The organism is Microbacterium panaciterrae (assembly GCF_039541635.1).
Taxonomy (GTDB): domain Bacteria; phylum Actinomycetota; class Actinomycetes; order Actinomycetales; family Microbacteriaceae; genus Microbacterium; species Microbacterium panaciterrae.
In genome coordinates, this window is record NZ_BAABGP010000021.1 from 1 (window position 1) to 26,925 (window position 26,925).

The following is a 26,925-nucleotide window of genomic DNA, read 5'->3' on the forward strand; positions in this document are numbered from 1 at the left end:
CTGACCGCCTAAACCCCACCCACCACGGAGCAACAGGAATTACACCACGACACGGGACTTGACCGCAAAGAGTGATGGAACAGTGATGCAAAACACCGCCGTGAAATTGCATCCGCACCGAACCAGGCGTAGTTTTGCGGCTCGTGGCAAATGACAGCCGTGAGAGCGCCGACGCCCCGCAGGTAGCCAAACGCATCCTGCTCGGAGAACCGCTCAGCACCGAGAAGGCGAACGAGCAGCTCCTCCCCAAGAGGATGGCGCTGCCGATCTTCGCATCCGACGCCCTCTCCTCTGTGGCGTACGGTCCGCAGGAGATGCTGATGACTCTCGGCATCGGTGGTCTGGCCTTCCTCACGTTCGCCCCGTGGGTCGCCGCGGCGGTCGTGCTGCTGCTGATCGTGATCGTGCTGAGCTACCGGAAGCTGATCCAGGCGTACCCCTCCGGCGGCGGCGACTACGAGGTGGCGGCGAAGAATCTCGGCGAGGTCCCCGCCGTCGTGGTGGCCTCGGCGCTGCTCGTCGACTACATCCTGACCGTTTCGGTGTCGATCGCGTCGGGTGTGGACAACATCATCTCCGCGGTGCCTCAGCTGAACCCGTGGCGGGTCGAGCTCGCCGTCGGCTTCGTCATCCTGATCGTCGTGGTGAACCTGCGGGGCGTCCGCGAGGCGTCGACGTTCTTCGCGATCCCCACCTACGTGTTCGTCGGATCCGTCCTCGTCATGATCGTCACGGGCCTCGTGCGCACGTTCCTCGGCAACACCCCCGTCGCCGAGAGCGCGTCCTTGGCGATGCACGGCGACCAGCTGGCGAACGCGGCCATCATCCTGCTGGTGCTGCGGGCGTTCTCCAGCGGCTGTTCCGCCCTGACCGGCGTCGAGGCCGTCTCGAACGGCGTGCAGGCGTTCCGGATCCCGAAGATCCGCAACGCACAGGCGACGCTCGCGATGATGGGCGGCATCGCGATCCTGCTGTTCACCGGGCTCACCGCCCTCGGCCTGATCACCCAGGTGCACTACGCGGAGGATCCGTGTCGCGACCTGGTCGGATTCAACTGCGCGCTGCCGCAACAGTCACTGATGGCGCAGATCGCGTCGGCGGTGTTCGGCGGCGGCTCGCTGCCGTTCTTCATCATCCAAGCCGCGACCGCGTGCGTGCTGCTGCTCGCGGCCAACACCGCGTTCAACGGCTTCCCGCTGCTCGGCGCGGTGCTGGCCCGCGACGGCTACGCCCCCAAGGCGCTGAACACCCGCGGCGACCGCCTCGTGTTCTCGAACGGCATGATCCTGCTCGGCATCGCCGCGGTGGGCGTGCTGGTGATGTTCCAGGCGAACCTGACGAACCTGATCCAGCTGTACATCATCGGCGTGTTCGTGTCGTTCTCGCTGGGCCAGGTCGGCATGGTGCGGCACTGGAGATCGCTGCTGCGCGCCGCGAAGTCGCAGAACGCGGAGGTCGCGGCTGCTGCGCGCCGCACCGCCTACACCGGTCTCGTGATCAACTCTCTCGGCGCCGCCATGACGATCGCGGTGCTCGTGATCGTGACCGTGACGAAGTTCACCCACGGCGCGTGGATGGTGTTCCTCGCGATCCCGATCCTCGCCCTGCTGATGATGGGCGTGAAGCGCTACTACCGCGACGTGGAGCACGAGATCGCGATCGACGACACCACGCATTTCGGCGCCGAGGGCGATGTCGCACTGATCCTCGTCAACCGGCTGCAGAAGCCCGTGATCAAGGCCATCGACTACGCGATCGCGGCCAAGCACCAGAAGACGATCGCGTTGCACGTGGCGGCCAACCCGGAGGACGGTCAGCAGCTGCAGAAGGACTGGCAGCGGCATCGGATCCCGATCCCGCTTGTCATCGTGGAGTCGCCGTTCCGCACCTACGCGGCACCCGTCGAGGCCTACATCAACAAGTACCGGCAGAAGAACGGCCCCGCCGTGGTGACCGTGTACCTGCCGCAGTACATCGTCGGACACTGGTGGGAGTCGGTCCTGCACAACCGGCGCGCGCGTCGCGTGGCGGCCCAGCTCATGCTGGTGCACGGCGTGAGCATCACCCTGGTGCCGTGGCTGCTGGACTCGTCCGAGCTCATCTACGGCCGCCGCTCCCGCCCGATGCCCGGTCAGCAGCGCTCCGGCCGGCCCGTCGTGCTCTACGCCGACGCCGGCGCGAAGGGCCGCCGCGCGCAGCGCCCCGCGGGTCCTCCCGAGCACGAGGGCTGAGCCCGGGCGCGAATCTTGGCGAGTCCTTGGCGCGGGGTGCTTAGCGTCGAAGCATGCACACGCTGATCGTCTCGACCGGGATCATCCCGGACGCCGCCTCGATGCTGCACGCCTTCGGCCCGTGGGTGCTCGCGGGCGTCGCGCTGCTGATCTTCATCGAGTCCGGGGTGCTGTTCCCGTTCCTGCCCGGTGACTCGCTGCTGGTGACGGCCGCGATCCTCGCCGGCCCGCTCGGGATCCAGCCGTGGCAGGTCATCGCGGTCGGCATTCCGGCCGCGTTCCTCGGCGATCAGGTCGGGTACTTCCTGGGACGGCGCTACGGGCGGAGGCTCTTCACGGACGACGCCCGCGTGCTGAAGAGCTCCCGGCTCGTGGAGACCGAGCAGTTCTTCGCGAAGTACGGCGGCGTCTCCCTCGTGCTCGGCCGTTTCGTGCCGATCGTGCGCACCTACGTGCCGCTCGTCGCCGGCACCGCGCGGCTCCCCTACCGCCGGTTCCTGCTCTGGAACCTCCTCGGCGGCGTGCTCTGGGTAGGCGGGATGACCGCGATCGGGCTGCTGCTCGGCGGGATTCCGGGGGTCGTGAACAACATCGACCTGCTCATGATCGTCATCGTCGTGGTCTCGCTGGTCCCGGTCATCATCAGCGGGCTGCGCGGGATGATCCGCGCCCGCCGGCAGGCGGCCGTTCGTGCCGCCCAGGCCGATCCCGCAGAAGCCCGTGCGGAGTCGGCGGATCAGGCGGGCGTGCCCAGGCGGTAGCCGGATCCGCGGATCGTCTGGATGAGGTCGCGATCGGTCTTGCGGCGCAGGTAGTGCACGTACGTCTCGACCGTGGTCGGGCTCTCCCCGCGCGGGAACACGGCCGAGAGCAGGTACTCGCGGGAGAACGTGCGCTCGGGTTCCGCGGCCAGCACGGCCAGGAACGCGGCCTCGACCTCGGTGAGGAGCACGCGGCCGGTGTAGGGCGAGTCGATGCACTGATCGAGCGGGTGGAACGTCCAGCTGCCGATCGCGACGCCCTCGTCGGGCCGCGTGTAGTCCCGGGTGAGGGCGCGCAGGCGCGCGCTCAGCTCCTCGAACTCGAACGGCTTCACCAGATAGTCGTTCGCGCCCGCGTCGAGTCCTGCGACCCGGTCGTGCAGCTCGCCCAGGGCGGTCAGCATCAGGATCGGCGTGCCCACCTTGCGCCGCCGCAGCTCGCGCACGAGCTCCTCGCCGCTCATCCCGGGCAGCCGGCGATCCACGATGATCGCGTCGTAGCCGTGTGAGAGCACGGCGTCGATCCCGGCCTCGGCGGACGCACGCAGCTCGGTCTCCCACGAGGCCGCGAGCACGTCGCGCATGATGGGCCCGAGCCGCGGGTCGTCCTCGACGATCAGCAGCCGGCCGCTCATCGCGCCTCCCCGGGTGCGATCGGGACGGTGAGTTCGAACACGGTCCCCGCGGGGCCGGTCTCCGCGACGCGCACGCCGCCGCCGTGCCGCTCGGCGAGTTCCTTCACGAGGGCGAGGCCGATCCCGAACCGGGTGCGCGATCCGCCCGTGGTACCGGATTCGGCGCCGGACTCGGCGCCCGTCGTGGGCGCCGCCCCGTGCGCGAACCGGTCGAACACCCGGAGCGGATCGATCCCGACGATCCCGGCGCCGACGTCTGCCACGGCGATCCGGGCGACGGATCCGTCCCGCGAGGCCGACACCGTGACGACGCCGCCGGAGGGCGAGTGGTCGATGGCGTTGTCGAGCAGCGCCACCAGGCATCGGCGCAGCTCGGCGGCGGGCAGAGCCACGTCGGCCGTCAGCGGCTGCGCGTTGACCTGCACGCCGCGCTGCTCGGCCAGCAGCGCCATGTCGGACACTGCTCCGGCGATCACCTCGCCGAGCGCCGCGACGCCCGACGTCACGGGCCTGCCCGTGGCGGTGGCGAGCATGTCGTCGACGATCGCGGACATGATCCGCGCGTCGTCGCGCAGCGCCTGCACGGTCTGCTGCCGCTGCGCGTCGTCGGGCGGAAGGGCCGCGAGCTGCTGCAGTCGCGCGTTCAGCACCGCCAAGGGGGTGCGCAGCTCGTGGCTCGCATCGGCCACGAAACGGCGCTGGATCCGCGCCGCCTCCTCGAGCGGACGCACCGCGCGCCGCGCGATCAGCCAGGCGGCGGCGCCCGCGCAGGCGACGGCGGCGATCCCGACCACGACGGCCGCGAGCGCCAGGTCCGCCGGATCGAGGAAGACCCTGACGGTGCCCGGATCCGGCGTGCCGAAGCGTTCCGCGGGTCTGGTCTGCCAGAACACGTAGGCAAGGGCGAGAGCTCCGCCGAGCAACACCAGCACGGCGCACACCGCCGCCACCTGCCACGCGATCGCCCGGGTGGAGCGTCGGTAGCCGGGCGCCTCCAGCGTGCGTTCCCCGAGCGATCCCATCGGCGCCCCCATTCTGCTCTGGGATCCATCCTCGCGCGTTCACCACGCCTGCACGAGATTCCGTCGCGTGCGGAACCCGCATGAGTTCCGGGGCGGGGCCGTGAGGGAAGCGTGAGGAAGCCCGTCTCCGGCCGAGCGGGCGAGTTCTATCGGATCCGTGCTCGACATCATCTACCTGGCTCTCACGCTCGCGCTGTTCGCCCTCGCCGCCCTCGTCGCGAAGGGGGTGGAGCGGCTGTGATCGGGTTCGAGATCCTGGCCGCCGTCCTCGCCGTCGTCGCGATCGGCTACCTCGTCGTCGCCCTCGTCGCGCCGGAGCGGTTCTGATGGGCGCCGTCGACGCTGGCGCCGACCTCTGGTTCGGCGTGCTGCAGGCCGCGACCCTCGTCCTCGCGCTCGTGCTGCTCTACCGCCCGCTCGGCGACGCCATGGCCCGCATCTACACGGGCGCGAAGGACCTGCGCGTCGAACGCGGCATCTACCGCCTGATCGGCGTGGACGCCGCCGCGGAGCAGACCTGGCGCGCCTACGCCCGCAGCGTCCTCGCGTTCTCCGTGGTCGGGGTGCTGCTGGTCTACGCGCTGCAGCGGCTGCAGCAGTTCCTGCCGCTGTCGCTGGGCCTGCCCGCCGTGCCGGAGGGACTGGCCTTCAACACGGCGGTCTCCTTCGTCACCAACACGAACTGGCAGTCGTACTCGCCCGAGCAGACCATGGGGCACTTCGTGCAGCTGGCCGGCCTCGCCGTGCAGAACTTCACCTCGGCCGCCGTCGGCATCGCCGTCGCGATCGCCCTGGTGCGCGGCTTCGCCCGCCGCGGCAGCACCACGATCGGCAACTTCTGGGTCGACCTGATCCGGGGCCTCGTCCGGCTGCTGCTTCCGCTCGCCGTCGTCCTCGCGATCGCCCTCCTCGCGGGCGGGGTGGTGCAGAACCTCACCGGCTTCACCGACGCGCACACCGTCGCCGGGTCTGTGCAGTCCGTCCCCGGCGGACCGGTCGCCTCACAGGAGGCCATCAAGCTCCTCGGCACCAACGGCGGCGGCTTCTACAACGCGAACTCGGCGCACCCGTTCGAGAACCCGACCCCGTGGACGAACCTGCTCGAGATCCTGGCGCTCCTCGCGATCCCGTTCGCCCTTCCGCGCACCTTCGGGAGGATCATCAGCGACCACCGGCAGGGCTACGCGATCGCAGCCGTCATGGGCACGATCTTCCTCGCCTCGGTGGTCGCGCTGAGCGCGCTCGAGGTCGGCGGCGGCGGCACCGCGACGCAGCTGGCCGGGGCGGCGATGGAAGGCAAGGAGCAGCGCTTCGGGATCCTCGGATCCGCCCTGTTCGGCACCGCCTCGACGCTCACCTCGACCGGCGCGGTGAACGCCATGCACGACTCGTTCACCCCGCTCGGCGGCATGATGCCGATGATCAACATGATGCTCGGCGAGGTCGCGCCCGGCGGCGTCGGATCCGGCCTGTACGGCATGCTCATCCTCGCCGTGATCGCCGTGTTCGTCGGCGGGCTGCTCGTGGGCCGCACGCCCGAATACCTCGGCAAGCGGCTCGGACCGCGCGAGATCAAGCTCGCGAGCCTCTACATCCTCGTGACGCCGACCCTCGTGCTCGCCGGAACCGCGCTGAGCTTCGCGATCCCCGGGATCCGCGCGGACGTCGAGAAGACCTCGATCCTGAACCCCGGCCCGCACGGCCTCAGCGAGGTGCTGTACGCGTTCACCTCTGCGGCGAACAACAACGGATCCGCCTTCGCCGGCCTCACCGCGAACACCCCCTGGCTGAACACCGCCCTGGGTGTCGCGATGCTGCTGGGGCGCTTCATTCCGATCGTGCTGGTGCTGGCTCTCGCCGGATCCCTGGCGCAGCAGCAGCACGTGCCGGAGACCGCGGGAACCCTGCCCACGCACCGCCCGCAGTTCGTCGGCCTGCTCGTGGCGGTGTCCGTGATCGTCACCGCCCTCACCTACTTCCCCGTGCTCACGCTCGGGCCGCTCGCAGAAGGACTCGTCCGATGACCATCCCCCGCACCCCTTCGCTTTCGCTCCCTGAGCCCGTCGAAGGGACCCACCCCGAGCAGGGCCCTTCGACAGGCTCAGGGACCGGGGCTGGCCGCAGCACCGGCTCGACCACGACCCCGCAGCGGGCGTTCGGCTGGGCCCAGCTCGTGCAGGCGATGCCGGGGGCCGTGCGGCGCCTCAACCCGGCGCTGCTGCTGCGCAACCCCGTGATCCTGCTCGTCTGGGCCGGCGCCGCGCTCACTACGGTGCTCGCGATCGCCGAGCCGTTCCTCGGCTCCGACGCAACGGCCTCCGGCGGCGCACACGTTCCCGCCGGCTTCACCTGGTCGATCGCGGTGTGGCTCTGGCTCACGGTGCTGTTCGCGAACCTCGCCGAATCCGTGGCCGAGGGCCGCGGCAAGGCCCAGGCCGCCACGCTGCGCAAGACCAGGACGAGCACGATGGCGCGTCGCGTCGTCGGCTACGACCCGGTCGCGGATCCCTCCGGTGAACAGGCGGCGACCGAGGAGGTCTCCTCCGCCGACCTGCGCCGTGACGACGTCGTCATCGTCATCGCGGGAGAGGCGATCCCGGGCGACGGCGACATCGTCGCCGGCATCGCGACCGTCGATGAGTCGGCGATCACGGGCGAGAGCGCGCCGGTGGTGCGCGAGTCCGGCGGCGACCGCAGCGCCGTCACCGGCGGCACCCGCGTGCTGTCGGATCGGATCGTGGTGCGGATCACCTCGAAGCCCGGCGAGACGTTCGTCGATCGGATGATCGCGCTCGTCGAGGGCGCGAACCGGCAGCGCACCCCGAACGAGATCGCGCTGAACATCCTCCTCGCGAGCCTGTCGATCGTGTTCCTCGTGGTGGTCCTCGCGCTGAACCCGATCGCGTCGTACTCACGATCCCAGGTCGGCATCCCGGTGCTGATCGCCCTGCTCGTCTGCCTCATCCCGACCACGATCGGCGCCCTGCTGTCGGCGATCGGCATCGCCGGCATGGACCGGCTGGTGCAGCGCAACGTGCTCGCGATGTCGGGTCGCGCGGTGGAGGCCGCGGGTGACGTCACCACGCTGCTGCTGGACAAGACCGGCACGATCACGTACGGCAACCGCCGCGCGACCGAGGTGCTGCCCGTCACCGGCGTCACCGTGGAGGAGCTGCTGCACGCCGCCGCGCTCTGCTCCCTCGCGGATCCCACACCGGAGGGCGCCTCGATCGTCGAGCTCGCCGCCGGCCGCGGGATCCTCGTGGCCGCGCCCGACGGTGCAGAGACCGTGCCGTTCACCGCGCAGACCCGCATGAGCGGCGTCGACCTCGCCGACGGATCCCGGATCCGCAAGGGCGCCGGATCCGCGATCCGCGCCTGGCTGGCGGCGGAGGGCGACACGGACGACGCGACCGCCGCAGAAGCCGCCCGCTTCGCCGACGGCATCGCCGCCTCCGGCGGGACACCGCTCGTGGTGGCGATCGCCGGCCCCTCTCCGCTCGCGCTGTCCAATCCTGAATTCGCGCGCGAAAACTACGCCGCGCCCTCAGGAAACGACAGCGCGAGCGCGCCGGTCGGGTCCACCCGGATCCTGGGCGTCGTGCACCTCAAGGACGTCGTGAAGGAGGGCCTGGCCGAGCGGTTCGGGGAGCTGCGCAGCATGGGCATCCGCACCGTGATGATCACCGGCGACAACCCGCTCACCGCGAAGGCGATCGCCGCGGAGGCCGGCGTGGACGACTACCTCGCCGAGGCCACGCCAGAGGACAAGCTCGCCCTCATCCGCCGCGAGCAGGAGGGCGGCCGCCTGGTCGCGATGACCGGCGACGGCACGAATGACGCCCCCGCCCTCGCCCAGGCCGACGTCGGCGTGGCGATGAACACCGGCACCTCGGCCGCGAAAGAGGCCGGGAACATGGTCGATCTGGATTCGGATCCGACCAAGCTCATCGACATCGTGCGGATCGGAAAGCAGCTGCTCATCACCCGCGGCGCGCTCACCACGTTCTCGCTCGCGAACGACATCGCCAAATACTTCGCGATCATCCCGGCGATGTTCATGGGCGCGTTCCCGGGGCTCGCGGCGCTCAACGTCATGCAACTGCACTCGCCGGCGTCCGCGGTGACGAGCGCGATCATCTTCAACGCGATCGTGATCGTGTTCCTCATCCCGCTCGCCCTGCGCGGCGTGAGATACAAGCCCGCGAGCGCGTCGCAGATCCTGCAGCGCAACCTGCTCATCTACGGCGTCGGAGGCGTGATCCTGCCGTTCGTCGGCATCAAGCTCATCGACCTCCTCGTCGCCCTCATCCCCGGCTTCTGACCGCGATCCCCGAACCAAGGAAACACATTCATGTCGAACCTCCGCGGCACCGTCCGCCTCACCGGCGTCGCCGTCCGGGCGATGCTCGTGCTCACGCTCGTCCTCGGCGTCGGCTACACGCTCGCGATCACCGGCATCGGCCAGCTCGTCCTGCCCTGGCAGGCGAACGGCTCCCAGGTGGACGCGAAGGATCGCCCTGTGGGCGGCTGGCTGGGCGGCAGCGCGTCGGCCGGCAGCATCCTGCTCGGCCAGTCCTTCGCCGACGCGAAGGGGAACGCCCTGCCGCAGTACTTCCAGCCGCGTCCGTCCGCGGCCGGCGACGGCTACGACCCGCGCTCGTCGGGCGGCAGCAATCTCGGCCCGAACAACCCGGATCTGGTGAAGGCCGTCGCCGAGCGCCGCGCCGCGATCGCCGCCCGCGAGCACGTCGCCGAATCCGCGGTCCCCGCCGATGCGGTGACCGCGTCCGGGTCGGGACTGGATCCGCAGATCAGCCCCGCCTACGCCCTGCTGCAGGTGGATCGGGTCGCGCAGGCGCGCGGACTGGATCCGTCCGCCGTGCGGAACCTGGTGGAGTCTAAGATGCAAACGCGCGATCTCGGCTACCTCGGCGAACCGCGGGTGAACGTCGTCGACCTCAACCTCGCGCTGGACGCCCTCGGGCGATGATCGCGGCCGAGGGCGATGCGCAGTGACCGGGAAGAGGCCGTGATGCACGACGAGACGCGAGAGGGCGGATCCACCCGCGGTCGCCTGCGCGTGCTGCTGGGCGCCGCGCCCGGCGTCGGCAAGACGTACGAGATGCTCGCCGAGGGCCGCCACCTGCGCGACGAGGGCCGCGACGTCGTGATCGGCATCGTCGAGACGCATGGCCGTGACGCCACGCTCGCCCAGGCCCAGGACCTCGAGCAGGTGCCCCGCCAGCAGCTCGCGCACCGCGGCGTGCAGCTCGACGAGATGGACCTGGACGCGGTGCTGGCCCGCCACCCCGAGCTCGCCCTCGTCGACGAGCTCGCGCACACGAACGCGCCCGGGTCTCGCCACGCCAAGCGCTGGCAGGACGTCCAGGAACTGCTCGACGCGGGCATCGACGTGGTCACCACGGTCAATGTGCAGCACATCGAGTCGTTGAACGCGGTCGTCGAGAAGATCACCGGTGTCGCGCAGCAGGAGACGGTTCCCGATGCGGTGATCCGCGGCGCCGATGAGATCGAGGTGGTCGACCTCGCGCCGCAGTCGCTGCGCGACCGGCTCTCGGCGGGGCAGGTCTACCCCGCCGAGCGGATCGACGCGGCCCTGTCGAACTACTTCCGCCTCGGCAACCTCACGGCGCTGCGCGAGCTCGCACTGCTCTGGCTCGCCGACGAGGTCGACAGCGCCCTGCGCAGCTACCGCACCCAGCACGGCATCGACAGCGCCTGGCAGACCAGAGAGCGCGTCGTGGTCGCGCTCACCGGCGGATCCGAGGGCGAGACGCTGCTGCGCCGCGGCGCCAGGATCGCGGCCCGCGCCGCCGGCGGCGACCTGCTCGCGGTGCACGTCACCACCCAGGACGGGCTGCGCGGCGACCGCCCCGGCGCCCTGAGCGCCCAGCGCGGACTGGTCGAGTCGCTCGGCGGCAGCTACCACCAGCTCGTCGGCGACGACATCGCGGGCACCCTGGTCGAGTTCGCCCAGTCCGTCGACGCCAGCCAGCTCGTGATCGGCGTCAGCCGGCGCAGCCGCGTCTCCGCGGCGCTCACCGGACCCGGCATCGGCGCCGAGATCATCCGGCGCTCCGGCGACATCGACGTGCACATCGTGACCCACGCCGCCGCCGGGCGGCGCGGGGCGCTGCCGTCGATCAGCGGCGGAGCCCTCGGCTGGCGCCGCCAGCTGATCGGCTTCGGGGTCGCGCTGGTCGGCGGGCCTCTGCTGTCGTGGCTGCTGTTCGCGCTCAAGGCGCCGGGATCCATCACCTCCGATGTGCTCAGCTATCAGCTGCTCGTCGTCGTCGTGGCGCTCATCGGCGGGCTGCGCCCCGCGCTGTTCGCCGCCGTGCTGAGCGGCGTCACCCTGGACTTCCTGTTCGTGGAGCCGTTGTTCACGGTGACGATCGCGGATCCGCTGCACGCGCTCGCCCTCGCCCTGTACGTCGTGATCGCGGTGCTCGTGAGCATCGTGGTGGACCAGGCCGCACGCCGGGCCCGCGCCGCGCAGCGGGCCGCCGGCGAGGCCGAGCTGCTCGCCGCCGTCGCCGGGAACGTGCTGCGCGGCGACAGCGCGCCGACCGCGCTGGTGGCGCGCGCCCGCGAGGCGTTCGGGCTGAGCGGGATCCGCCTGCTCTCGCCGACGGGCGAGGTGCTCGCGGCTGACGGCGAGCCCCTGCCCGATGCGGCGGCGGGCCAGGGAACGCGGGACGGATCGCGCGCCGGCGTCGAGTCGGTGCCGGTCGGTGTCGGCGCGGACGGCAAGCCCCGGGCGATCCTGGAGCTGCGCGGCGGGGATCTCGACGCCGCCGGTCGTCGCCTGCTGGACGCGATCGTCGCCCAGCTCGCCGCGGCGATCGAGCACACCGACCTGCGCGAGACCGCGAGCCAGGCCGCGGTGCTCGCCGAGACCGACCAGGTGCGCAGCGCCCTGCTGTCCGCGCTCAGCCACGACCTGCGGCGGCCGCTCTCCGCCGCCGTCGCCGCCGTGGGCGGGTTGCGCAGCGCACATCGCCTGTCCGCCGAGGATCGCGCCGAACTCGTCGAGACCGCCGACGAGAGCCTGGCCACGCTGTCCCGCCTCGTGACCGACCTGCTCGATGTGAGCCGGGTCGAGGCCGGGGTGCTGGCCGTCTCGCTCAGCCGGGTGGACGCGGGCGGCGGCGTGGTGTCGGCGCTCGACGAGCTGTCGCTGGGGCCCGCCGACGTGGAGCTCGCCCTGGATCCGGCGCTGCCGCCGCTGCGGGCGGATCCGGTGCTGCTGCAGCGCGTGCTGGTGAACTTGCTCACCAACGCCGTGCGGCATTCCCCGGACGGCCAGCGCGTGATCGTGTCGACGAGCCGGTTCGGCGGGCAGGCGGAGATCCGCGTCGCCGACCGCGGGGAGGGGATCCCGGAGGATCAGCGCGAGAGCGCGTTCCTGCCGTTCCAGCGCCACGGCGACACCGACAACACGACCGGGCTCGGCCTGGGCCTGGCCCTGTCCCGGGGGTTCACCGAGGGCATGGGCGGTACGCTGACCGCCGAGGACACCCCGGGGGGAGGCCTGACCATGGTCGTGTCGCTGCCGCTCGCGGACCGGGATCCCGACCCCGACCCCGATGCCGATGCCGACGGATCCGGCCTCCCACTCTCGTCCGGGTCGCAAAAATGGTCGGGATCCGGCTCGAAAGACGGCCATTTTCGCGACCTGAACGACCACGACCACGACCAGGACCCGGACGACCAGAGCGCACCACCCGAGGAGGAGCCGCGATGAAACTGCTCGTCGCCGACGACGATCCGCAGCTGGTGCGGGCCCTGCGGATCACGCTCGCGGCGCACGGTTACGACGTGATCGCCGCTCCCGACGGGGCCGCGGCGATCGCCGCGGCCGCGCAGACGCACCCCGACATCGTGCTGCTCGACCTGGGCATGCCGAAGCTCGACGGGATCGCGGTGATCGAGGCGCTGCGCGGCTGGAGCGATGTGCCGATCCTCGTCGTGTCCGGACGCACCGGTTCGGCCGACAAGGTCGAGGCGCTCGACGCCGGCGCCGACGACTACGTCACCAAGCCGTTCCAGATCGATGAGCTGCTCGCCCGGCTGCGAGCGCTCGCCCGACGTCGAAGCGGCGCCTCGGCCGAGTCGTCGGTCGTGTTCGGCGAGGTCGAGGTGGATCTCGCGGCCAAGGCGGTGACGCGCAGCGGATCCCGCGTGCACCTGACCCCGACGGAGTGGCAGATCCTGGAGCACCTGGCGCGGCATCCCGGCGCGCTCGTCACGCGGCAGGAGCTGCTGCGGGAGATCTGGGGCACCGAGCAGGTCACCGACACGGGCTATCTGCGGCTGTACCTGTCGCAGCTGCGGAAGAAGCTGGAGCGCACCCCGAGCGCCCCCGAGCACCTGCTCACCGAACAGGGCATGGGCTACCGTCTGGTGCTGGATCCGGCCTGATCGGGGCGATCCCGATTAGTCGAGTTAGGTGAGCCTAACCTAGCCTGGACGCATGCCTCATCACCCCTATCGCACGTTCCGCACCACGGTCGCCCGGGTCGAGCGGCTGTCCCCGCACTTCCTGCGCGTCACGCTGACCGGATCCGACCTCGTGCATTTCGGCACCGCCGGGCTCGACCAGCGGATCAAGCTCGTGCTGCCGCTGGCCGACGGATCCTTCACCGATGTCGGACAGTTCGACGAGACGGTCGGCATGCTCGAGTGGTATCGGCGATGGCGCGCGCTGCCGGACGAGATCCGCAATCCGATCCGCACCTACACGGTCCGCGCGGTGCGCCCGGATGCGCGCGAGATCGACGTCGACTTCGTGCTGCACGGCACCGAGGGGCCGGCCTCGGCCTGGGCATCGACGGCCGAGGTCGGATCGCCGCTCGTGGTGGTCGGCCCCGATGCCCGCGCCGAGGAGACGGGCGGGCTGGAGTGGAACCCCGGCGGCGGATCGGTGCTCATCGCGGGCGACGAGACCGCGGTTCCGGCCATCTGCGCGATTGTGGGGACCCTTCCGCCGCAGGTGACGGGAGCCGTGTACATCGAGGTGCCCACGGAGGCCGATGTGCTCCCGCTGGTCTCGCCGGCCAAGGTCGATGTGACCTGGCTGCCCCGCGGCGGCACCGGGCACGGCCTGCGGCTGAGCGCGGCGGTGCATGCCTGGGGCGAGGCGCAGAACGGATCCGCCTCGTCGCTGGACTTCGCGGATCCGTCCGAGGACGAGGTGCTCTGGGAGGTGCCCGAGCGCGCCGTCGGATCCTGCTACGCGTGGCTGGCCGGCGAGGCGGGCACGATCACCGCGCTCCGCCGCCACCTCGTTCGAGATCTCGGGATCGACCGGCGCTCCGTCGCGTTCATGGGCTACTGGCGGCGGGGCAGGGCCGAGGCGTCCTGAGGTGCCGGCCCTTCCGCAGGGGACGGATCGTGGTCGGATCGAGTCGTCGCCCGCTCAGTCCCGGGCGCGGGCGGCCACCGCGGCCTCGGTGCGCGAGGAGACACTGAGCTTGCGCAGGATCGCCGAGACGTGCACGCTCGCCGTCTTGCCGCTGATGAACAGGCGTTCGCCGATCTGGCGGTTGCTGAGCCCCTCGGCGATGAGATCGAGCACCTGCTGCTCGCGGGCGGTGAGTTCGACGGCATCCGCCGGCTGCACGCCGCGACCCGCGGCCCGGCTCAGCCCGGCCGCCTCGATGAACTCCGCCGTGCGCCGCTGCAGCCGGTCGTGGCCGAGCTTCTCGGCGATCTCCGCGGCCTCGGTCGCGATGTCGGTCGCGGCGACACGATCACCCGCGGCCACCCGCACCCGGGCGAGCTCCAACCGGACGAGCGGCCGGAAGATCACCGGGATGTCCTCGGCGTCGGCGACCGGGATCGCCGCCGCCAGTGCTTCCGCATCAGCATCGAGCACCGCGGTCAGCACGACCCCCCAGTTCGGGATCTGCAGTTCGAGCGGCAGGTCCGACCACGCCGTCCTGACACTCTCCGCCGTGGCAGCCGCGAGCTCGGCCTCGCCGTCCGCACGCAGATCCGCGACGACCCGCGCGCCCTCGAGCAGCAGGCGGCACAGGTGCGCGAGCCGCGGACCGGAGTCGTCGATCGCGCGTCGCAGCGCTTCGGCTGCCTGCACCGGATCGCCCGCACCGAGGGCGAGGAGGATCTCGACGTCGCGCAGCGAGTACCAGACCTGCCGTTCCACCTCGGAGACGGCCTCGGCCGTCGCCCGCCAGTCGCGCAGAAGTTCCGCGGCCTCGGTGATCCCGCCGCGCCACACCAGTGCCCTCAGATGCGACATCGTGGAGTACATCCGGAACACCTGCAGCGTGCGCACCGAGAGGTCGCTCGCCATCGCCGCCTCGACTCGCGCGATCTCGCCGAGCTCGATGAGCGGCTCGATCATGTTGTGCGACAGGATCGAGCCGGTCGCGCGCTCCACCCCGAGCGAACGGGAGTGCTCGACACCGAGCTCGGCGACCGCGACCGCCTCACGGAAGCGGCCGAGCATGTTCAGCGTGTCGGCGAAGTTGACCCGGTAGCGCAACTGCGCGTCATGATCGGTGGCGTGCTCCCAGGACAGCCGGAAGTCGGCCAGCCCCGCTTCGACCTCGCCCAGATGGATCCGGCTGCACGCCCGCAGATTCGCCGCGACCGACATGGCGTTGTCGAATCCGATCCGCTCCGCGATCCGGAACGCCTCGTCCGACGTCGCGACCGCCTGATGCAGCCGCGCACCGGTGAGATGGCGCCCGCCGAGGTAATTCAGCAGGGTCGCGCGCAGGCGCTCCTCCCCCTCGCAGCCGTCGATGACCGCCAGCGCCTCCGTGAGCAGTTCGACGGATCCGGCCCGGCCCAGGTTCTGCAGGTACAGCGCCTTGTCGCGCAGCAGCCGGGCGTGCACGGCGGCGTCGACCGTCGTGGTGTCGATCTCGCCGAGCGCGAGCGACACGACGGTCAGCGCGCGCTCGCCGTCGCCGCCGTTGCGCAGGATCGAGCCGAGCTGGGCCAGCAGGGGGATCCGGTCGAGACCGGCGACCTGTGGCGCATCGGGCACCTGATCCCACAGCTCGAGCGCGAGCTCGCCGAAGCGCGCGGCGGTCGAGAAGGCATAGCTGTTCTTCGCCTGCAGCATGGCGCTGACCGCGGCGCCGAGCGCGCGGGGTGAGTCGTGAGCCCGATGCCAGTGGAAGGCGAGGGCCGAGGCCGATCCGCCGGCCGCCTCCAGTGCGTCGGCGTAGGCCCAGTGCAGACGGGCCCGCTCGCCCGGGAGCAGATCGTCGTGCACGGCCTCGCGCAGCAGCGCGTGCCGGAAACCGTAGCTCTCGTCGTCGCGCACCGCGAGGATCCCCGCGCCCATCGCCTCGCGCAGCGCGTCGTCGAGCCGCTCATCCGCGAAACCGGCGAGCGCGACCAGCAGCTCGTGCGCGATCGCGCCGTCGGAACCCGACGCCAGCCGGACGACGCGCTTGGCGTCGTCGCCCAGGGCGTCGAAACGCGCCAGCAGTACGTCGCGCAGGGTGTCGGGCATGGGGCCGCGCACGTTGCAGAGCAGCTCCTCGACAAAGAACGGCACGCCCTCGCTGCGCTCGAGGAGCCGCGCGAGCGCAGCGTCGTCGATCGGGCCGCGCAGGCCCTGCACCAGATCGCGCACGCCGAGCGCGTCGAGGCGGCCCAGCGTGACCCGATCGAGCAGCCGGGCGCGCTCGGCCTCGGCGAGGAACGTGCGCACCGCTCCTCCGCGGCGCACCTCATCGATCCGGCAGGTGAGCAGGAACAGCACCGGACGCCCGGCGAGCGCACGCAGCAGGAACGACAGCATCGACAGCGTCGCCGCGTCGGCCCAGTGCAGATCCTCGATCACGACCACCACGGGACGGATCGCGGCCGCCGCCTCGAGCAGGTTCGCGATCGTCTCGCGCAGCCCCTCCGGGCGCATCGCGGATCGATCGACGGGGGCACCGCCCCGCTCGGGCAGCAGCAGCTGCAGCGCGTCGCGCCCGGGACCGGCGGCTTCGTCGGCACGATCGCCGAGCTCGTCGAGCGCACCGCGCAGGATCGCGGGGAGCGGCCCGAACGGCGCAGGGGTGGATCCGTAGTCGAGGCACCAGCCGGTGAGCACAGTCGCGTCGGTCGCAACCCGGCGGCGGAACTCCGCCGTCAGCCGGGACTTGCCGATCCCCGCCTCACCGCCGACGAGCACCGAGGCGGGCTCACCCTCGGTCGCGCGGCGGAGCGCGTCATCGAGCACGGCGAGCTCGGCATCGCGCCCCACCATCGCGGTGGACGTGGTGGCGAGGGACATGTCTTCATCGTGCCACCCGGCACCGACATTCTGCTCCGCGGTGCCGGGCGCACTGCTCTCGGCAGTGGGGATGGCGTCCGCGGTGGGGATGGCCTCGACAGTCGGGATGGCCTGCGCAGCGGATCCGGTCACGCCGCGTGTGCCGCGCAGCCGACGAGCTCGTCGGTGCGGCTCGCCTCGGCAGGCGATGTCCGCGCCGGCTGCGCTGGCGCCAGATCGCGCACCTCGCGGGCGGCGATCCAGTCTCTGCCGGCAGGGCGGTCGGGCGGGTGGCACGGGCAGCTCGGCGGGCGACACGGGCAGTGCCGGCAGAGCGGCGCGCGGCCCCGCGGGCGGCGATCCCGCGCAGCACCCGTCGCAGCAGCCCGTCCCGCCGCACGATCTGCTCGCCGTGCTCCGCCGCCATCCTCGCCCGCTCGGCGCGGATGGCCGCCTGCTCGATCTCGAGGGTCGTGATGCGGTAGCTCATCGCGTAGTTCAGATCCATGATTCTCTCCTTCTCCGGTATCTCTACGCTCGTCGCTAAGGCCCCTCGCCCCCATCGGGCAGATGCCTTAACTTCGGTGCCGGGCACCTCAGATCCACGGCACCCGGTGCGGATGAGGCGTTCGCGAAGCGGCGGTCCGGGGGTGCTGCCGGCCATTGTGCAGGGAGGCGCGGCGTTCTGCAGGGCCGACGACCCGATCGACCCGCGAAACTCCACGTGAGCGCGCCTTTCGGCGAGTTCGGCCCTGCACAATGCGCGCCCGCCCTGCACATCGGCGGCGTATCCCCGGGAACCTGGCCCGGGCGCCCGGGCACTACCGTGGAGCCATGCGCCCCCTCGCCACGCTCCGTGCCGCTCGACGGGCGCCGATCCTGCAGGTGGCGAAGTTGGCGGCGGCGACCGTCGCGGCCTGGCTGATCGCCGGCTGGCTGGTGCCGGGGCACCTGCCCGTGTTCGCCGCGATCGCCGCCCTGCTCGTGGTGCAGCCGAGCGTGAACCAGTCGCTCGCGAAGGCCGTGGAGCGCAGCATCGGCGTGATCGCCGGCGTCGTGATCGCGGTGCTGCTGAGCATGGCTCTCGGCGGGCTCAGCTGGGTCGTGCTGCTCGCGGTCGTGGTGGCGATGGTGGTGGCGTGGGCGTTCAAGGCCACCCCCGGCACCGCGAACCAGGTCGCGATCTCGGCGATGCTCGTGCTGGCTCTCGGATCCTCCAGTCCCGACTATGCGGTGGACCGGATCCTGGAGACCCTGATCGGCGCGGCCATCGGCTTCGTCGTGAACGTCGCCGTGGTCCCGCCCGTGTTGGTCGCCCCGGCCCGCCGCGATCTGGCGCTGCTCGGCGGCGAACTCGCGGCGAGCCTGGACCGGCTGGGCGAGGCGATCGGCGAGGCGCAGGGCTCTGCGCGCCTGCAGGAGCTGATGCTCGAGGCCCGTCTGCTGCGTCCGATGACGACCGCCGCGGCGGCGTCGCTGAGCGCGGGCGAGGAGTCGCTGACCCTGAACCCGAGCGGATCCCGCCATCGGGCCGAGCTCACCGCCATGCGCGCGCTGCTCGACCGGCTCGGCCCGATCGTGACGCAGGTGATCGGCATGACCCGCGCCTACGTCGACCAGTACGACGACGCCCTGCCCGCGGAGCCCGCCGTCGCCGCGATCGCCGACCAGCTGCGCCGAGCGGGCCATGACGTGCGCCTGGCCGTGCAGCTCGCGGAGGTGGATCCCGAGCCCGAGGCCCTCACGTCCGCGATCCCGGCGCTCACCTCGCCGCTCGAACTCCGCCCGCCCTCGTCACGGCACTGGGTGCTGATCGGATCCCTCACCGAGGATCTGCGCCGGATCCGCGCGGGACTGCGCGACGAGGACTGACCGGATCCGGGGCGCTCGCGCCGCGCATGTCAGGATCCGGGCCATCCGAGACCCGCGCGGATGGTTCCGCTGCCGAGTGGACGGCAACCCGCCGAGCGCACGGGTCATTCGCGCGACGATCCAGTGCACTCGGCAGTACGCCGTGCACTCGGCGCGCGCGTTCCGCCGCGCCGGCGCCCGAGCCGCGCAAGCCCGAGCCGCGCACTCAGGATCCGATGAACTCCTCAAGGGGGCCGAAGTCGGGCTCCTCGCGGATCTCGACCACGGATCCGAGCGCGTCGGTGTCGAGGATCCGGATCACGTTGCGCCCCTCGACCCACAGCGGACCCGGCGCATACAGCGTCACCTGCGGCCCGACCGCGCGGTAGCGGCCGAGCAGGAATCCGTTCAGCCAGACCAGACCGTTCACGCCGCCCGGGAAGGCGAGCCACGCGTCGGCCGGGTCGGCGACGTCGAACACGACCTCGGCGAGACCCGCGGCTGAGTCGGCGTCGGCGCCCTCGGCGAGACCGGCGTCGGCACCCACCGGGATCGCGGGCACGTCCTGCGGGATCACGCGGTGCGTCCAGCCGTGCGCGAAGCGTCGGCCGATCCGCACGCCCGCCATGATCCCCTTGCCCTCGCCGGTGTGCGGGCCGTAGTTGATGCGCCCCTGACTCTCCACGATCAGGGTGAGCAGACCGGATCCATCCGATCCCTGATCCGGTCGCAGGGCGGGCAGGGCGAGCGACCGCTCGGCGTCGCGCTCCAGCACGCCCAGCTTTACGCCGTCGAGAAAGACGACCGCGCGGTCGTGCAGCACATCGACGGTCAGCGCGGCGCCCGGAGCGAAGTCGATGCGCGCCTCGTAGGCGACGAGCCCGTCCTCGGCGCCGACCTGCTCGAACGTGAGGGGCATCGGCGCCGTGACGCCGGCGGGCACGGCACGCACCACGTCCAGCAGCGTCGCGACCCGGGTCAGCGGCGCGGACGCGGCAGCCTGCCGGCGCGGCTGCTCGGGGATCGGCGGCAGGTCGCCGTCGTGGAACGGCGCGAACACGGCGCGCAGGGCGTGGAACTTGTCGTTGAGCGTTCCGTCCTCGCCGATCGGGGCATCGGAGTCGTAGCTCGTGACGGTCGGCTGCAGCACGCCGTCGTGATTTGCCCCGGCCCAGAGGCCGAAGTTCGTGCCACCGTGCGCCATGTAGAGGCTGACGGATCCGCCCGACTGCTGCGGATCTCGCGGGGAGAGCAACTCTTCGACGGTGCCGATCATGCTCGCGGCCGAGCGCACATGGTGCTGTTCGCCCCAGTGGTCGAACCAGCCTCCCCACAGTTCGGCGCAGAGCAGAGGCTGATCCGGCACGCGCAGCCGCGCGGCCTCGGCGACGCCGGTGCCGAACGTGAACGAACCCATCGCGCCTGCGACGCTGCCGTTGCGCACCATGTCGGCGGTCGTGCCGTCGGCGGTGGTGAGCAGCTCGACGATGCCGCGGGAGCGCAGGCCGTCGCGCAGGTGCAGGAGGTAGTCGTGGTCGCTGCCGAAGGATCCGTACTCGTTCTCGACCTGCACCGCGGTGATCGGCCCGCCGTGCGCGGTCTGCAGAGCGGCAAGCCGCGGGATCAGGGCGTCGTACCAGGCGTCGACGGCGGTGAGGAAGACGGGATCGCTCGTGCGCAGGGCGCGCGCGCGTCCGCTCAGCCAGAACGGGATCCCGCCGTTCGACCACTCCGCGCAGATGTACGGACTGGGACGCACGAACACGTCCAGGCCGATCTGGCCCGCGAGCCGGATGAACCGCTCCGCGTCGCGCCATCCGGTGAAGTCGGCGGAGCCCTCGACGCGCTCGTGGAAGTTCCACGGGATGTACGTGTCTACGGTGTTCGCGCCCATCGCGGCCAGCCGGCGCAGACGATCCTCCCACTGGTCCGGGTGGATCCGGAAGTAGTGCACCGCGCCGGACAGCATCCGGAACGGCCGCCCGTGCCGAAACAGGGCGCCATCGGCATAGGTGAGCGCGGGGCTCGGAGTCTCGGTCATGGCTCTCCCGGGATGGTGCGGCGCGATGTTTGCGTCACCATTGTCTCGCACAGCCGGGCTGCGCCGGGAATGCCGATGAGGGCCGGTTCCGAACTCAGTCGATTCGGTCGTGCATGTCCGGTTCCGGCCCGAATCGGCCCCGGATCGACTGAGTTCGACACACCGTAGGCTGGCGGCATGTCGACCATGCTCCCCGATGCTCTCGCCGCCCTCGCGGCGCTGGAGGATCCGAGGGCGCGCGCCGTCAACGAGCGGCACGGCGACCCGCACGGGGTGAACCTGTCGAAGCTGCGCGGCCTGGCCAAGGCGACCGGGACGGATCCCGCCCTGGCCGACGAGCTGTGGGATTCCGGGGACGTCGCGGGCCAGCTGCTCGGGATCCTCGTCGCCAAACCTCGCGTGCTCTCCGCCGACCGGCTCGACGCGATGGTGCGTTCGACCCTCAGCTCCAATGCGCACGACTGGCTCGTCGCGTATCTGGTGAAGAAGTCGCCGCACGCCGAGGAGCTGCGCGAGCTCTGGTTCGAGGATCCGGATCCCGACGCCCGCGCCGCGGCGTGGTCGCTGACCACCGCCCGTGTCACGAAGAGCGCCGACGGGCTCGACCTGGACGCGCTGCTGGACCGGATCGAACGCGAACTCTCCGACGCTCCGGCCCGTGAGCAATGGGCGATGAACGAGACGCTCGCGCAGATCGGCATCCACCACGCCGCCCTGCGCGACCGCGCGATCGCGATCGGCGAGCGACTGCAGGTGCTCGCCGACTACCCCACCCCGCCGAACTGCACATCGCCGTTCGCGCCGCTGTGGATCGCGGAGATGGTGCGCCGGCAGGGCTGAGCTGCGCGTGGCGCCCCGTGCGCGCCGCGTCGCCTCGCCTCGCCGCGCCCGCGGCGTCCGGTCGCGCAGCGTCCGCGCCCCCTCGTGCCCCTACACGTGCCACGACGGCACCCGACAGTGCTGTCAGAGCACTCCCGGGCCGCGCACGACGTGACTGCGGGCGTGCGCGACGGCGGATCCGAGGTCCTCGAACAGATGATTCCGGTGTCGCAGCGAGGCGATCACTCCGACACGTTCGGCGATCCCGCGGTGGTCGGGGCGGATCCCCTTCACGAGCACGGTGATGCCACGTCGCTCGAGGGACGCGATGAGCTCCGTGATCACCTGCGCGCCGGTCGCATCGAGCAGCTGCAGCTGCGACATCCGCAGGATCACGACCTCGACATCGCGCAGACCGGCGACACGTTCGAGAGTGCGCTCGGCGGCCCCGAAGAAGAGCGCGCCCTCGAGGCGGAACACCGCGATCCGCTCGTCTCCGGGCTGCGCGGCGCCGGGAAGCTCCTCCCGATGCACACCGCTCGTGCGAGCCATCTGCCTCAGCGCGAAGAAGCCGGCCACGAGCAGTCCGATGAGCACCGCGTAGATGAGGTCGACGCTGACCGTGACGATCGCGGTGAGGCAGAACACGACCGCGTCGGAGCGCGAGGCGCGCAGGATCGTGCGCACTGTGCGGGGCGCGATCATCCGGCACGCGGTCACCATGAGCACCCCGGCGAGCGCGGCGAGGGGGATCCGCGAGACGACGGCGGATCCGACGAGCACGATGAGCAGCAGCAGTACGCCGTGCACGATCGCGGCGACCCGCGTGCGCGCTCCGGCCCGCACACCCACCGCCGTGCGGGCGATCGCGCCCGTGGCCGGCATGCCGCCGAACAGTCCCGCGGCGACCGAGGCCAGCCCCTGCCCGACGAGCTCGCGATCGGCGTCGTAGGGGCCGGTGTCGGCGAGCGTCGCGGCGACCCGGGCGGACAGCAGCGACTCGATCGCCGCAAGAGCCGCCACGGCGACCGCCGGCCCGATCAGCGCCGAGACCGTGGCGAGGTCGAACGAGGGCAGCACGGGAGCGGGCAGGCCGGGAGGAAGCCGGCCGATCGTGTCCACCGGCATCCCGGACACGGCGGCCACCACCGCGGCGATCGCGATCGCGACGAGGGACCCGGGGAACCGCGGATGGATGCGCAGTGACAGCAGCATCACCACGACGACGATCGCCACGAGCAGCAGCGACCAGCCGAGCTTCGGCCACTGCGCCGCACGCAGCGTCTCGACGGCGGCGACGGCGGCATTCGTGCTGTGCCCGTGGGATCCGGTCGCGGTGGGGACCTGCTGCAGGAAGATGATCACGGCGATCCCGAGCGTGAACCCCTCGATGACCGGCCAGGGGATGTACGAGACCGTGCGGCCCAGGCGCAGCACGCCCGCAGCCAGCACGATGAGCCCGGCGAACAGGCAGACCAGCGCGAGGGCTCCTCTGCCGTGCGCGGCGATGATCGGCGCGAGCACGACGACCATCGCGCCCGTCGGGCCGGACACCTGCACGTTGGATCCGCCGAAGACCGCCGCCACGACGCCGGCGATGATCGCGGTGATGAGACCGCTCTCCGCGCCCGCGCCCGAACTGACGCCGAACGCGAGGGCGAGCGGCAGCGCGACGATGCCGGCGGTGACGCCGGCGAGCAGGTCGCCGCGCCAGGTGCGCGGCAGTGCGCGGTAGTCGGCCGCCGAGGGCAGCAGGGAGAGGATCCCGGCTCCCCTGCGACCGCGGGCACGGCCGGTCCGGGCGGGCATGGTCATCACGGGGTGCCGACGGCGTCGCCGATCGCGTCGCCGATCGCCGGCAACCCGATCTGCTCGACGAGCTGCTGCTGCGTGGTCTGCAGAATCTCGCCGAGCAGGGCGCGGGCGACGCGGAGCAGGTCGGCGACCTGCGGATACGCGAGGCGGTAGTAGACGAGGCTGCCGCGCCGCTCGGAGAGCACGAGACGGTTGCCACGCAGCACCGCGAGATGCTGCGAGAGATGCGAGGCCTCGAGGTCGGTGGCCGCGAGGAGTTCGGAGACCGAGGCCTCCGGGGCGGTCGAGAGCACCTCGAGGATCCGGATCCGGATCGGGTGCGCGAGCCCCTTGAACAGGCCCGCCTTGACCTCGTACAGCGGACGATTCGGGTCGCTGAGCATCCGCGCTCCTCTCCTCGGCCCCCACGCCGAGAGGCGCGGATTAACGATGTGATGGATTCATCATATCGGCTAGACTGCGGGCATGCCCGACTTGTTCCCTCTCTGTCCCGAATGCTCGAGCGAGCACGCCTACGAGCTGGGCGCGCTCCTGGCCTGCCCGATGTGCGGACACGAGTGGTCGCGTGACGCAGAAGAGCCCACCGCCGACGTGACGCATGTCGTGAAGGACGCGGTGGGAAACGTCCTCGCCGACGGTGACACGGTGGTCGTGACGACGTCGATCAAGGTGAAGGGATCGCCGTCCGGGATCAAGGCCGGCACCAAAGTGCGCGGCATCCGCCTGATCGATCCGGTCAACGGTCACGACATCGACTGCAAGGTCGACGGCTTCGGCGCCATGCTGCTGAAGTCCAGCGTCGTCAAGAAGGCCTGACCCCAGCGGCCCATCGGACGCCAGGGGGCGGCGACGCGTCCCGGCCCCCGGACGGCGGGTGGGATGATCGACACATCATGTCTGTGCGCCTGGATCCATCCCTCGTCCGCCCGGCCTCGGGGGATCCGGATCCCGATGCGGTCTACCTCGCGTTCGTCGAGTGGGCCGAGTCGACGGGCATCTCGCTCTATCCCGCCCAGGATGAGGCTGTCATCGAGATCGTCTCGGGGCAGAACCTGATCCTGTCCACGCCGACTGGGACCGGGAAGTCGCTGGTCGCGGTCGCCGCGCACTACGCCGCCCTCGCCGACGGGCGCCGCACGTATTACACGGCGCCGATCAAAGCACTGGTCAGCGAGAAGTTCTTCAGCCTCGTCGACGTGTTCGGGGCGGAGAACGTGGGTATGGTGACCGGCGACTCCGCCGTGAACGCCGATGCGCCGATCGTGTGCTGCACAGCCGAGATCCTGGCGAATCTCGCGCTGCGCCAAGGCCCTGACGCCGACGTCGGCCAGGTCGTGATGGACGAGTTCCACTTCTACGGCGACCCGGATCGCGGCTGGGCCTGGCAGGTGCCGCTGCTCCTGCTGCCGCAGGCGCAGTTCGTGCTCATGTCGGCGACGCTCGGCGACGTCACCGCCCTCGCCGAGGACCTCACCCGCCGCACCGGCCGCGAGACGGCGGTCGTCACGGGCGTTGAGCGGCCCGTCCCGCTGCACTTCCTGTACGAGACCACGCCGATCCACGAGACGATCGACGATCTGCTGCACACCGACCGCGCCCCGGTCTACGTCGTGCACTTCTCCCAGGCCGCGGCGATGGAGCGCGCCCAGGCGCTCGCCAGCGCGAAGGTCGCCACCCGCGAGCAGCGCGACGAGATCGCCGAGCTCATCGGCGGCTTCCGGTTCACGACCTCGTTCGGCAAGACACTGTCGCGGCTGCTGCGCCTCGGCATCGGCGTGCACCATGCCGGCATGCTGCCGAAGTATCGTCGCCTCGTCGAACAGCTCGCGCAGCGCGGACTGCTGCGCGTGATCTGCGGCACCGACACGCTGGGCGTCGGCATCAACGTGCCGATCCGCACGGTGCTGCTCACCGCGCTGACCAAGTTCGACGGCACCCGGATGCGTCAGCTCAACGCCCGCGAGTTCCATCAGATCGCCGGCCGCGCGGGCCGCGCCGGCTTCGACACCGCCGGCACCGTCGTCGCGCAGGCGCCGGAGCACGAGAGTGAGAACATCGCCGCGGTGCGCAAGGCCGGAGACGACCCGAAGAAGAAGCGCAAGATCGTCCGGAAGAAGGCGCCGGACGGGTTCGTGTCGTGGGGCGAGCCGTCGTTCCAGAAGCTCATCGCCGCCGAACCCGAGACGCTGACCTCGCACATGCAGATCACCAGCGCGATGATGCTCAATGTGATCGGCCGCGGCGGCGACGTCTTCGCCAATATGCGTTCGCTGGTATACGACAACCACGAACCGCGGGCGAAGCAGCGGATCCTCGCACTGCGGGCACTGGGGATCTATCGCACCCTGCGCGAGTCTGGCATCGTGGAGCAGGATCCGGATGGCGGGATCCATCTCACCGTCGACCTCCAGCCGAACTTCGCGCTGAACCAGCCGCTTTCGCCGTTCGCGCTGGCGGCGTTCGAGCTGCTCGATCCGGACCCTTCGACAGGCTCAGGGACCGAAGGCAGCGCAGGGACCGCCGTAACCGTCGGGACCGGATCCTTCGCGCTCGACATGCTGTCCATCGTGGAAGCGACGCTCGACGATCCGCGGGCGATCCTCAGTCAGCAGGAGTTCGCGGCCCGCGGTGAGGCCGTGGCCGCGATGAAGCGCGAGGGCATGGAGTACGACGAGCGCATGGAGGCGCTCGAGGAGATCACCTACCCGAAACCGCTCGACGAGCTGCTCACCGCCGCGTTCGAGACGTTCAGCGCCGCCCAGCCGTGGATCCGCGACTTCGCGCTGCACCCCAAATCGGTCGTGCGCGACATGTACGAGCGAGCCATGTCGTTCGGGGAATATGTCGCGCAGTACAAGGTCGCCCGCTCCGAGGGCGTCGTGCTGCGCTACCTCTCCGACGCCTACCGGGCCGCCTCGCAGACCATCCCCGAGCACCTGAAGACCGAGGAACTGCGCGACCTCATCGAATGGCTCGGCGAACTGGTCCGCCAGGTCGACTCGTCGCTGCTGGACGAGTGGGAGGAGCTGATCGCCGGCCACCCCACCTCGCACTCCGACGAACCCGTCGTCCCGCCGGCGCCGAAGCGGCTCACCACCAACGTGCGCGCGTTCCGGATCCTCGTCCGCAACGAGCTGTTCCGGCGCGTGCAGCTCGCCGCGCGGGAGGATCTCGACGGGCTCGCCGCACTCGACCCGGAGTTCGGGGCCGATGCCTGGGACACCGCGCTGGACGCATACTTCGCAGAGCATGATGAGATCAGCACCGGGGCGGATGCGCGCAGCGCGGCGCTGCTCATCATCGACGAGACCGGCGGGCCCGATCACGAGCGCCCCGCGCGCGCCTGGGCGGTGCACCAGATCATCGACGATCCGGCGGGCGATCACGACTGGCGGATCTCCGCAATGGTCGACCTCGACGCCTCAGACGACGCGGGCGAAGCGGTCGTCGCCGTGACGGCCGTGACTCGGCTGTAGGCG

19 protein-coding genes are annotated in these 26,925 nt (G+C 71.2%); 13 read left to right on the forward strand and 6 right to left on the reverse strand.

The genetic code is table 11. The annotated features are described in order from the left end of the window. Positions 1-143 precede the first annotated feature (143 nt). Together ABD882_RS14895 and ABD882_RS14900 are read left to right on the forward strand one after the other, a co-directional pair. Entirely contained in the window at positions 144-2,231 is a 2,088-nt protein-coding gene (locus ABD882_RS14895; protein ID WP_425563379.1) for an APC family permease, read from the forward strand. Positions 2,232-2,284: 53 nt separating this feature from the next. Further along, positions 2,285-2,992, forward strand: a complete 708-nt coding sequence (locus tag ABD882_RS14900; protein WP_345188154.1) for a DedA family protein — start codon at positions 2,285-2,287, stop codon at positions 2,990-2,992. On the opposite strand, the gene ABD882_RS14905 is transcribed toward ABD882_RS14900, so the two are convergent. Then, positions 2,968-3,627 carry a response regulator transcription factor gene (locus tag ABD882_RS14905; protein ID WP_345188156.1) on the reverse strand — a complete coding sequence of 220 codons (660 nt, stop codon included), beginning with the start codon at positions 3,625-3,627 and terminating at the stop codon, positions 2,968-2,970. The two genes, ABD882_RS14900 and ABD882_RS14905, sit on opposite strands and share 25 nt — an antisense overlap. After that, positions 3,624-4,649 (reverse strand): sensor histidine kinase, encoded by a 1,026-nt coding sequence (locus tag ABD882_RS14910; protein WP_345188157.1) that lies wholly within the window; start codon positions 4,647-4,649, stop codon positions 3,624-3,626. The genes ABD882_RS14905 and ABD882_RS14910 overlap by 4 nt, the downstream gene beginning before the upstream one ends. 237 nt (positions 4,650-4,886) lie before the next feature. Here ABD882_RS14910 and ABD882_RS14915 point away from each other — a divergent pair, with 237 nt between their 5' ends. The 7 genes from ABD882_RS14915 (at position 4,887) to ABD882_RS14945 (ending at position 14,040) form a co-directional block, all read left to right on the forward strand. Next, positions 4,887-4,976 carry a potassium-transporting ATPase subunit F gene (locus ABD882_RS14915; protein WP_345188158.1) on the forward strand — a complete coding sequence of 30 codons (90 nt, stop codon included), beginning with the start codon at positions 4,887-4,889 and terminating at the stop codon, positions 4,974-4,976. Next, the gene (kdpA, locus tag ABD882_RS14920) at positions 4,976-6,673 is read left to right on the forward strand and encodes a potassium-transporting ATPase subunit KdpA (protein ID WP_345188159.1); all 1,698 of its coding nucleotides are present in this window, start codon (positions 4,976-4,978) and stop codon (positions 6,671-6,673) included. The genes ABD882_RS14915 and kdpA overlap by 1 nt, the downstream gene beginning before the upstream one ends. Before the next feature lie 158 nt (positions 6,674-6,831). After that, positions 6,832-8,973 carry a potassium-transporting ATPase subunit KdpB gene (kdpB, locus tag ABD882_RS14925; RefSeq protein WP_425563380.1) on the forward strand — a complete coding sequence of 714 codons (2,142 nt, stop codon included), beginning with the start codon at positions 6,832-6,834 and terminating at the stop codon, positions 8,971-8,973. Positions 8,974-9,003: 30 nt separating this feature from the next. Next, positions 9,004-9,642: a potassium-transporting ATPase subunit KdpC gene (gene kdpC / locus ABD882_RS14930; protein WP_345188161.1), complete on the forward strand. Its 639-nt coding sequence runs from the start codon at positions 9,004-9,006 to the stop codon at positions 9,640-9,642. 42 nt (positions 9,643-9,684) lie between these two features. Then, positions 9,685-12,420 carry an ATP-binding protein gene (locus ABD882_RS14935; RefSeq protein WP_345188163.1) on the forward strand — a complete coding sequence of 912 codons (2,736 nt, stop codon included), beginning with the start codon at positions 9,685-9,687 and terminating at the stop codon, positions 12,418-12,420. Then, positions 12,417-13,097 (forward strand): response regulator, encoded by a 681-nt coding sequence (locus ABD882_RS14940; RefSeq protein ID WP_345188164.1) that lies wholly within the window; start codon positions 12,417-12,419, stop codon positions 13,095-13,097. Before ABD882_RS14935 ends, ABD882_RS14940 begins: the two co-directional genes overlap by 4 nt. A gap of 52 nt (positions 13,098-13,149) precedes the next feature. Further along, a complete protein-coding gene (locus ABD882_RS14945) occupies positions 13,150-14,040 on the forward strand; it encodes a siderophore-interacting protein (protein WP_345188165.1) in 891 nt (296 codons plus the stop codon). Between the two features lie 54 nt (positions 14,041-14,094). Here the strand turns inward: ABD882_RS14945 and ABD882_RS14950 are convergent, their stop codons facing one another. Continuing rightward, complete coding sequence (locus ABD882_RS14950; RefSeq protein WP_345188166.1) at positions 14,095-17,073, reverse strand: helix-turn-helix transcriptional regulator; 2,979 nt, start codon at positions 17,071-17,073, stop codon at positions 14,095-14,097. Between the two features lie 681 nt (positions 17,074-17,754). On the opposite strand from ABD882_RS14950, the gene ABD882_RS14955 reads away from it, so the two are divergent. After that, positions 17,755-18,792 (forward strand): FUSC family protein, encoded by a 1,038-nt coding sequence (locus ABD882_RS14955; protein WP_345188167.1) that lies wholly within the window; start codon positions 17,755-17,757, stop codon positions 18,790-18,792. Between the two features lie 205 nt (positions 18,793-18,997). Here ABD882_RS14955 and ABD882_RS14960 read toward each other — a convergent pair whose 3' ends face one another. Then, positions 18,998-20,812, reverse strand: coding sequence for a glycoside hydrolase family 35 protein (locus tag ABD882_RS14960; RefSeq protein ID WP_345188168.1), 1,815 nt, complete (start codon positions 20,810-20,812; stop codon positions 18,998-19,000). Positions 20,813-20,989: 177 nt separating this feature from the next. Between ABD882_RS14960 and ABD882_RS14965 the strand changes: the two genes are divergently transcribed. Next, the gene (locus ABD882_RS14965) at positions 20,990-21,652 is read left to right on the forward strand and encodes a DNA alkylation repair protein (RefSeq protein WP_345188169.1); all 663 of its coding nucleotides are present in this window, start codon (positions 20,990-20,992) and stop codon (positions 21,650-21,652) included. Positions 21,653-21,775: 123 nt separating this feature from the next. On the opposite strand, the gene ABD882_RS14970 is transcribed toward ABD882_RS14965, so the two are convergent. Next, on the reverse strand, positions 21,776-23,440 hold the full coding sequence (locus ABD882_RS14970; protein WP_425563381.1) for a SulP family inorganic anion transporter: 1,665 nt from the start codon (positions 23,438-23,440) through the stop codon (positions 21,776-21,778). 5 nt (positions 23,441-23,445) lie between these two features. Next, positions 23,446-23,829, reverse strand: coding sequence for an ArsR/SmtB family transcription factor (locus tag ABD882_RS14975; RefSeq protein ID WP_345188172.1), 384 nt, complete (start codon positions 23,827-23,829; stop codon positions 23,446-23,448). Positions 23,830-23,911: 82 nt separating this feature from the next. Here ABD882_RS14975 and ABD882_RS14980 point away from each other — a divergent pair, with 82 nt between their 5' ends. After that, positions 23,912-24,262 carry a zinc ribbon domain-containing protein YjdM gene (locus ABD882_RS14980; protein WP_345188173.1) on the forward strand — a complete coding sequence of 117 codons (351 nt, stop codon included), beginning with the start codon at positions 23,912-23,914 and terminating at the stop codon, positions 24,260-24,262. 77 nt (positions 24,263-24,339) lie between these two features. After that, positions 24,340-26,922 (forward strand): DEAD/DEAH box helicase, encoded by a 2,583-nt coding sequence (locus tag ABD882_RS14985; RefSeq protein ID WP_345188175.1) that lies wholly within the window; start codon positions 24,340-24,342, stop codon positions 26,920-26,922. Positions 26,923-26,925 lie beyond the last annotated feature (3 nt).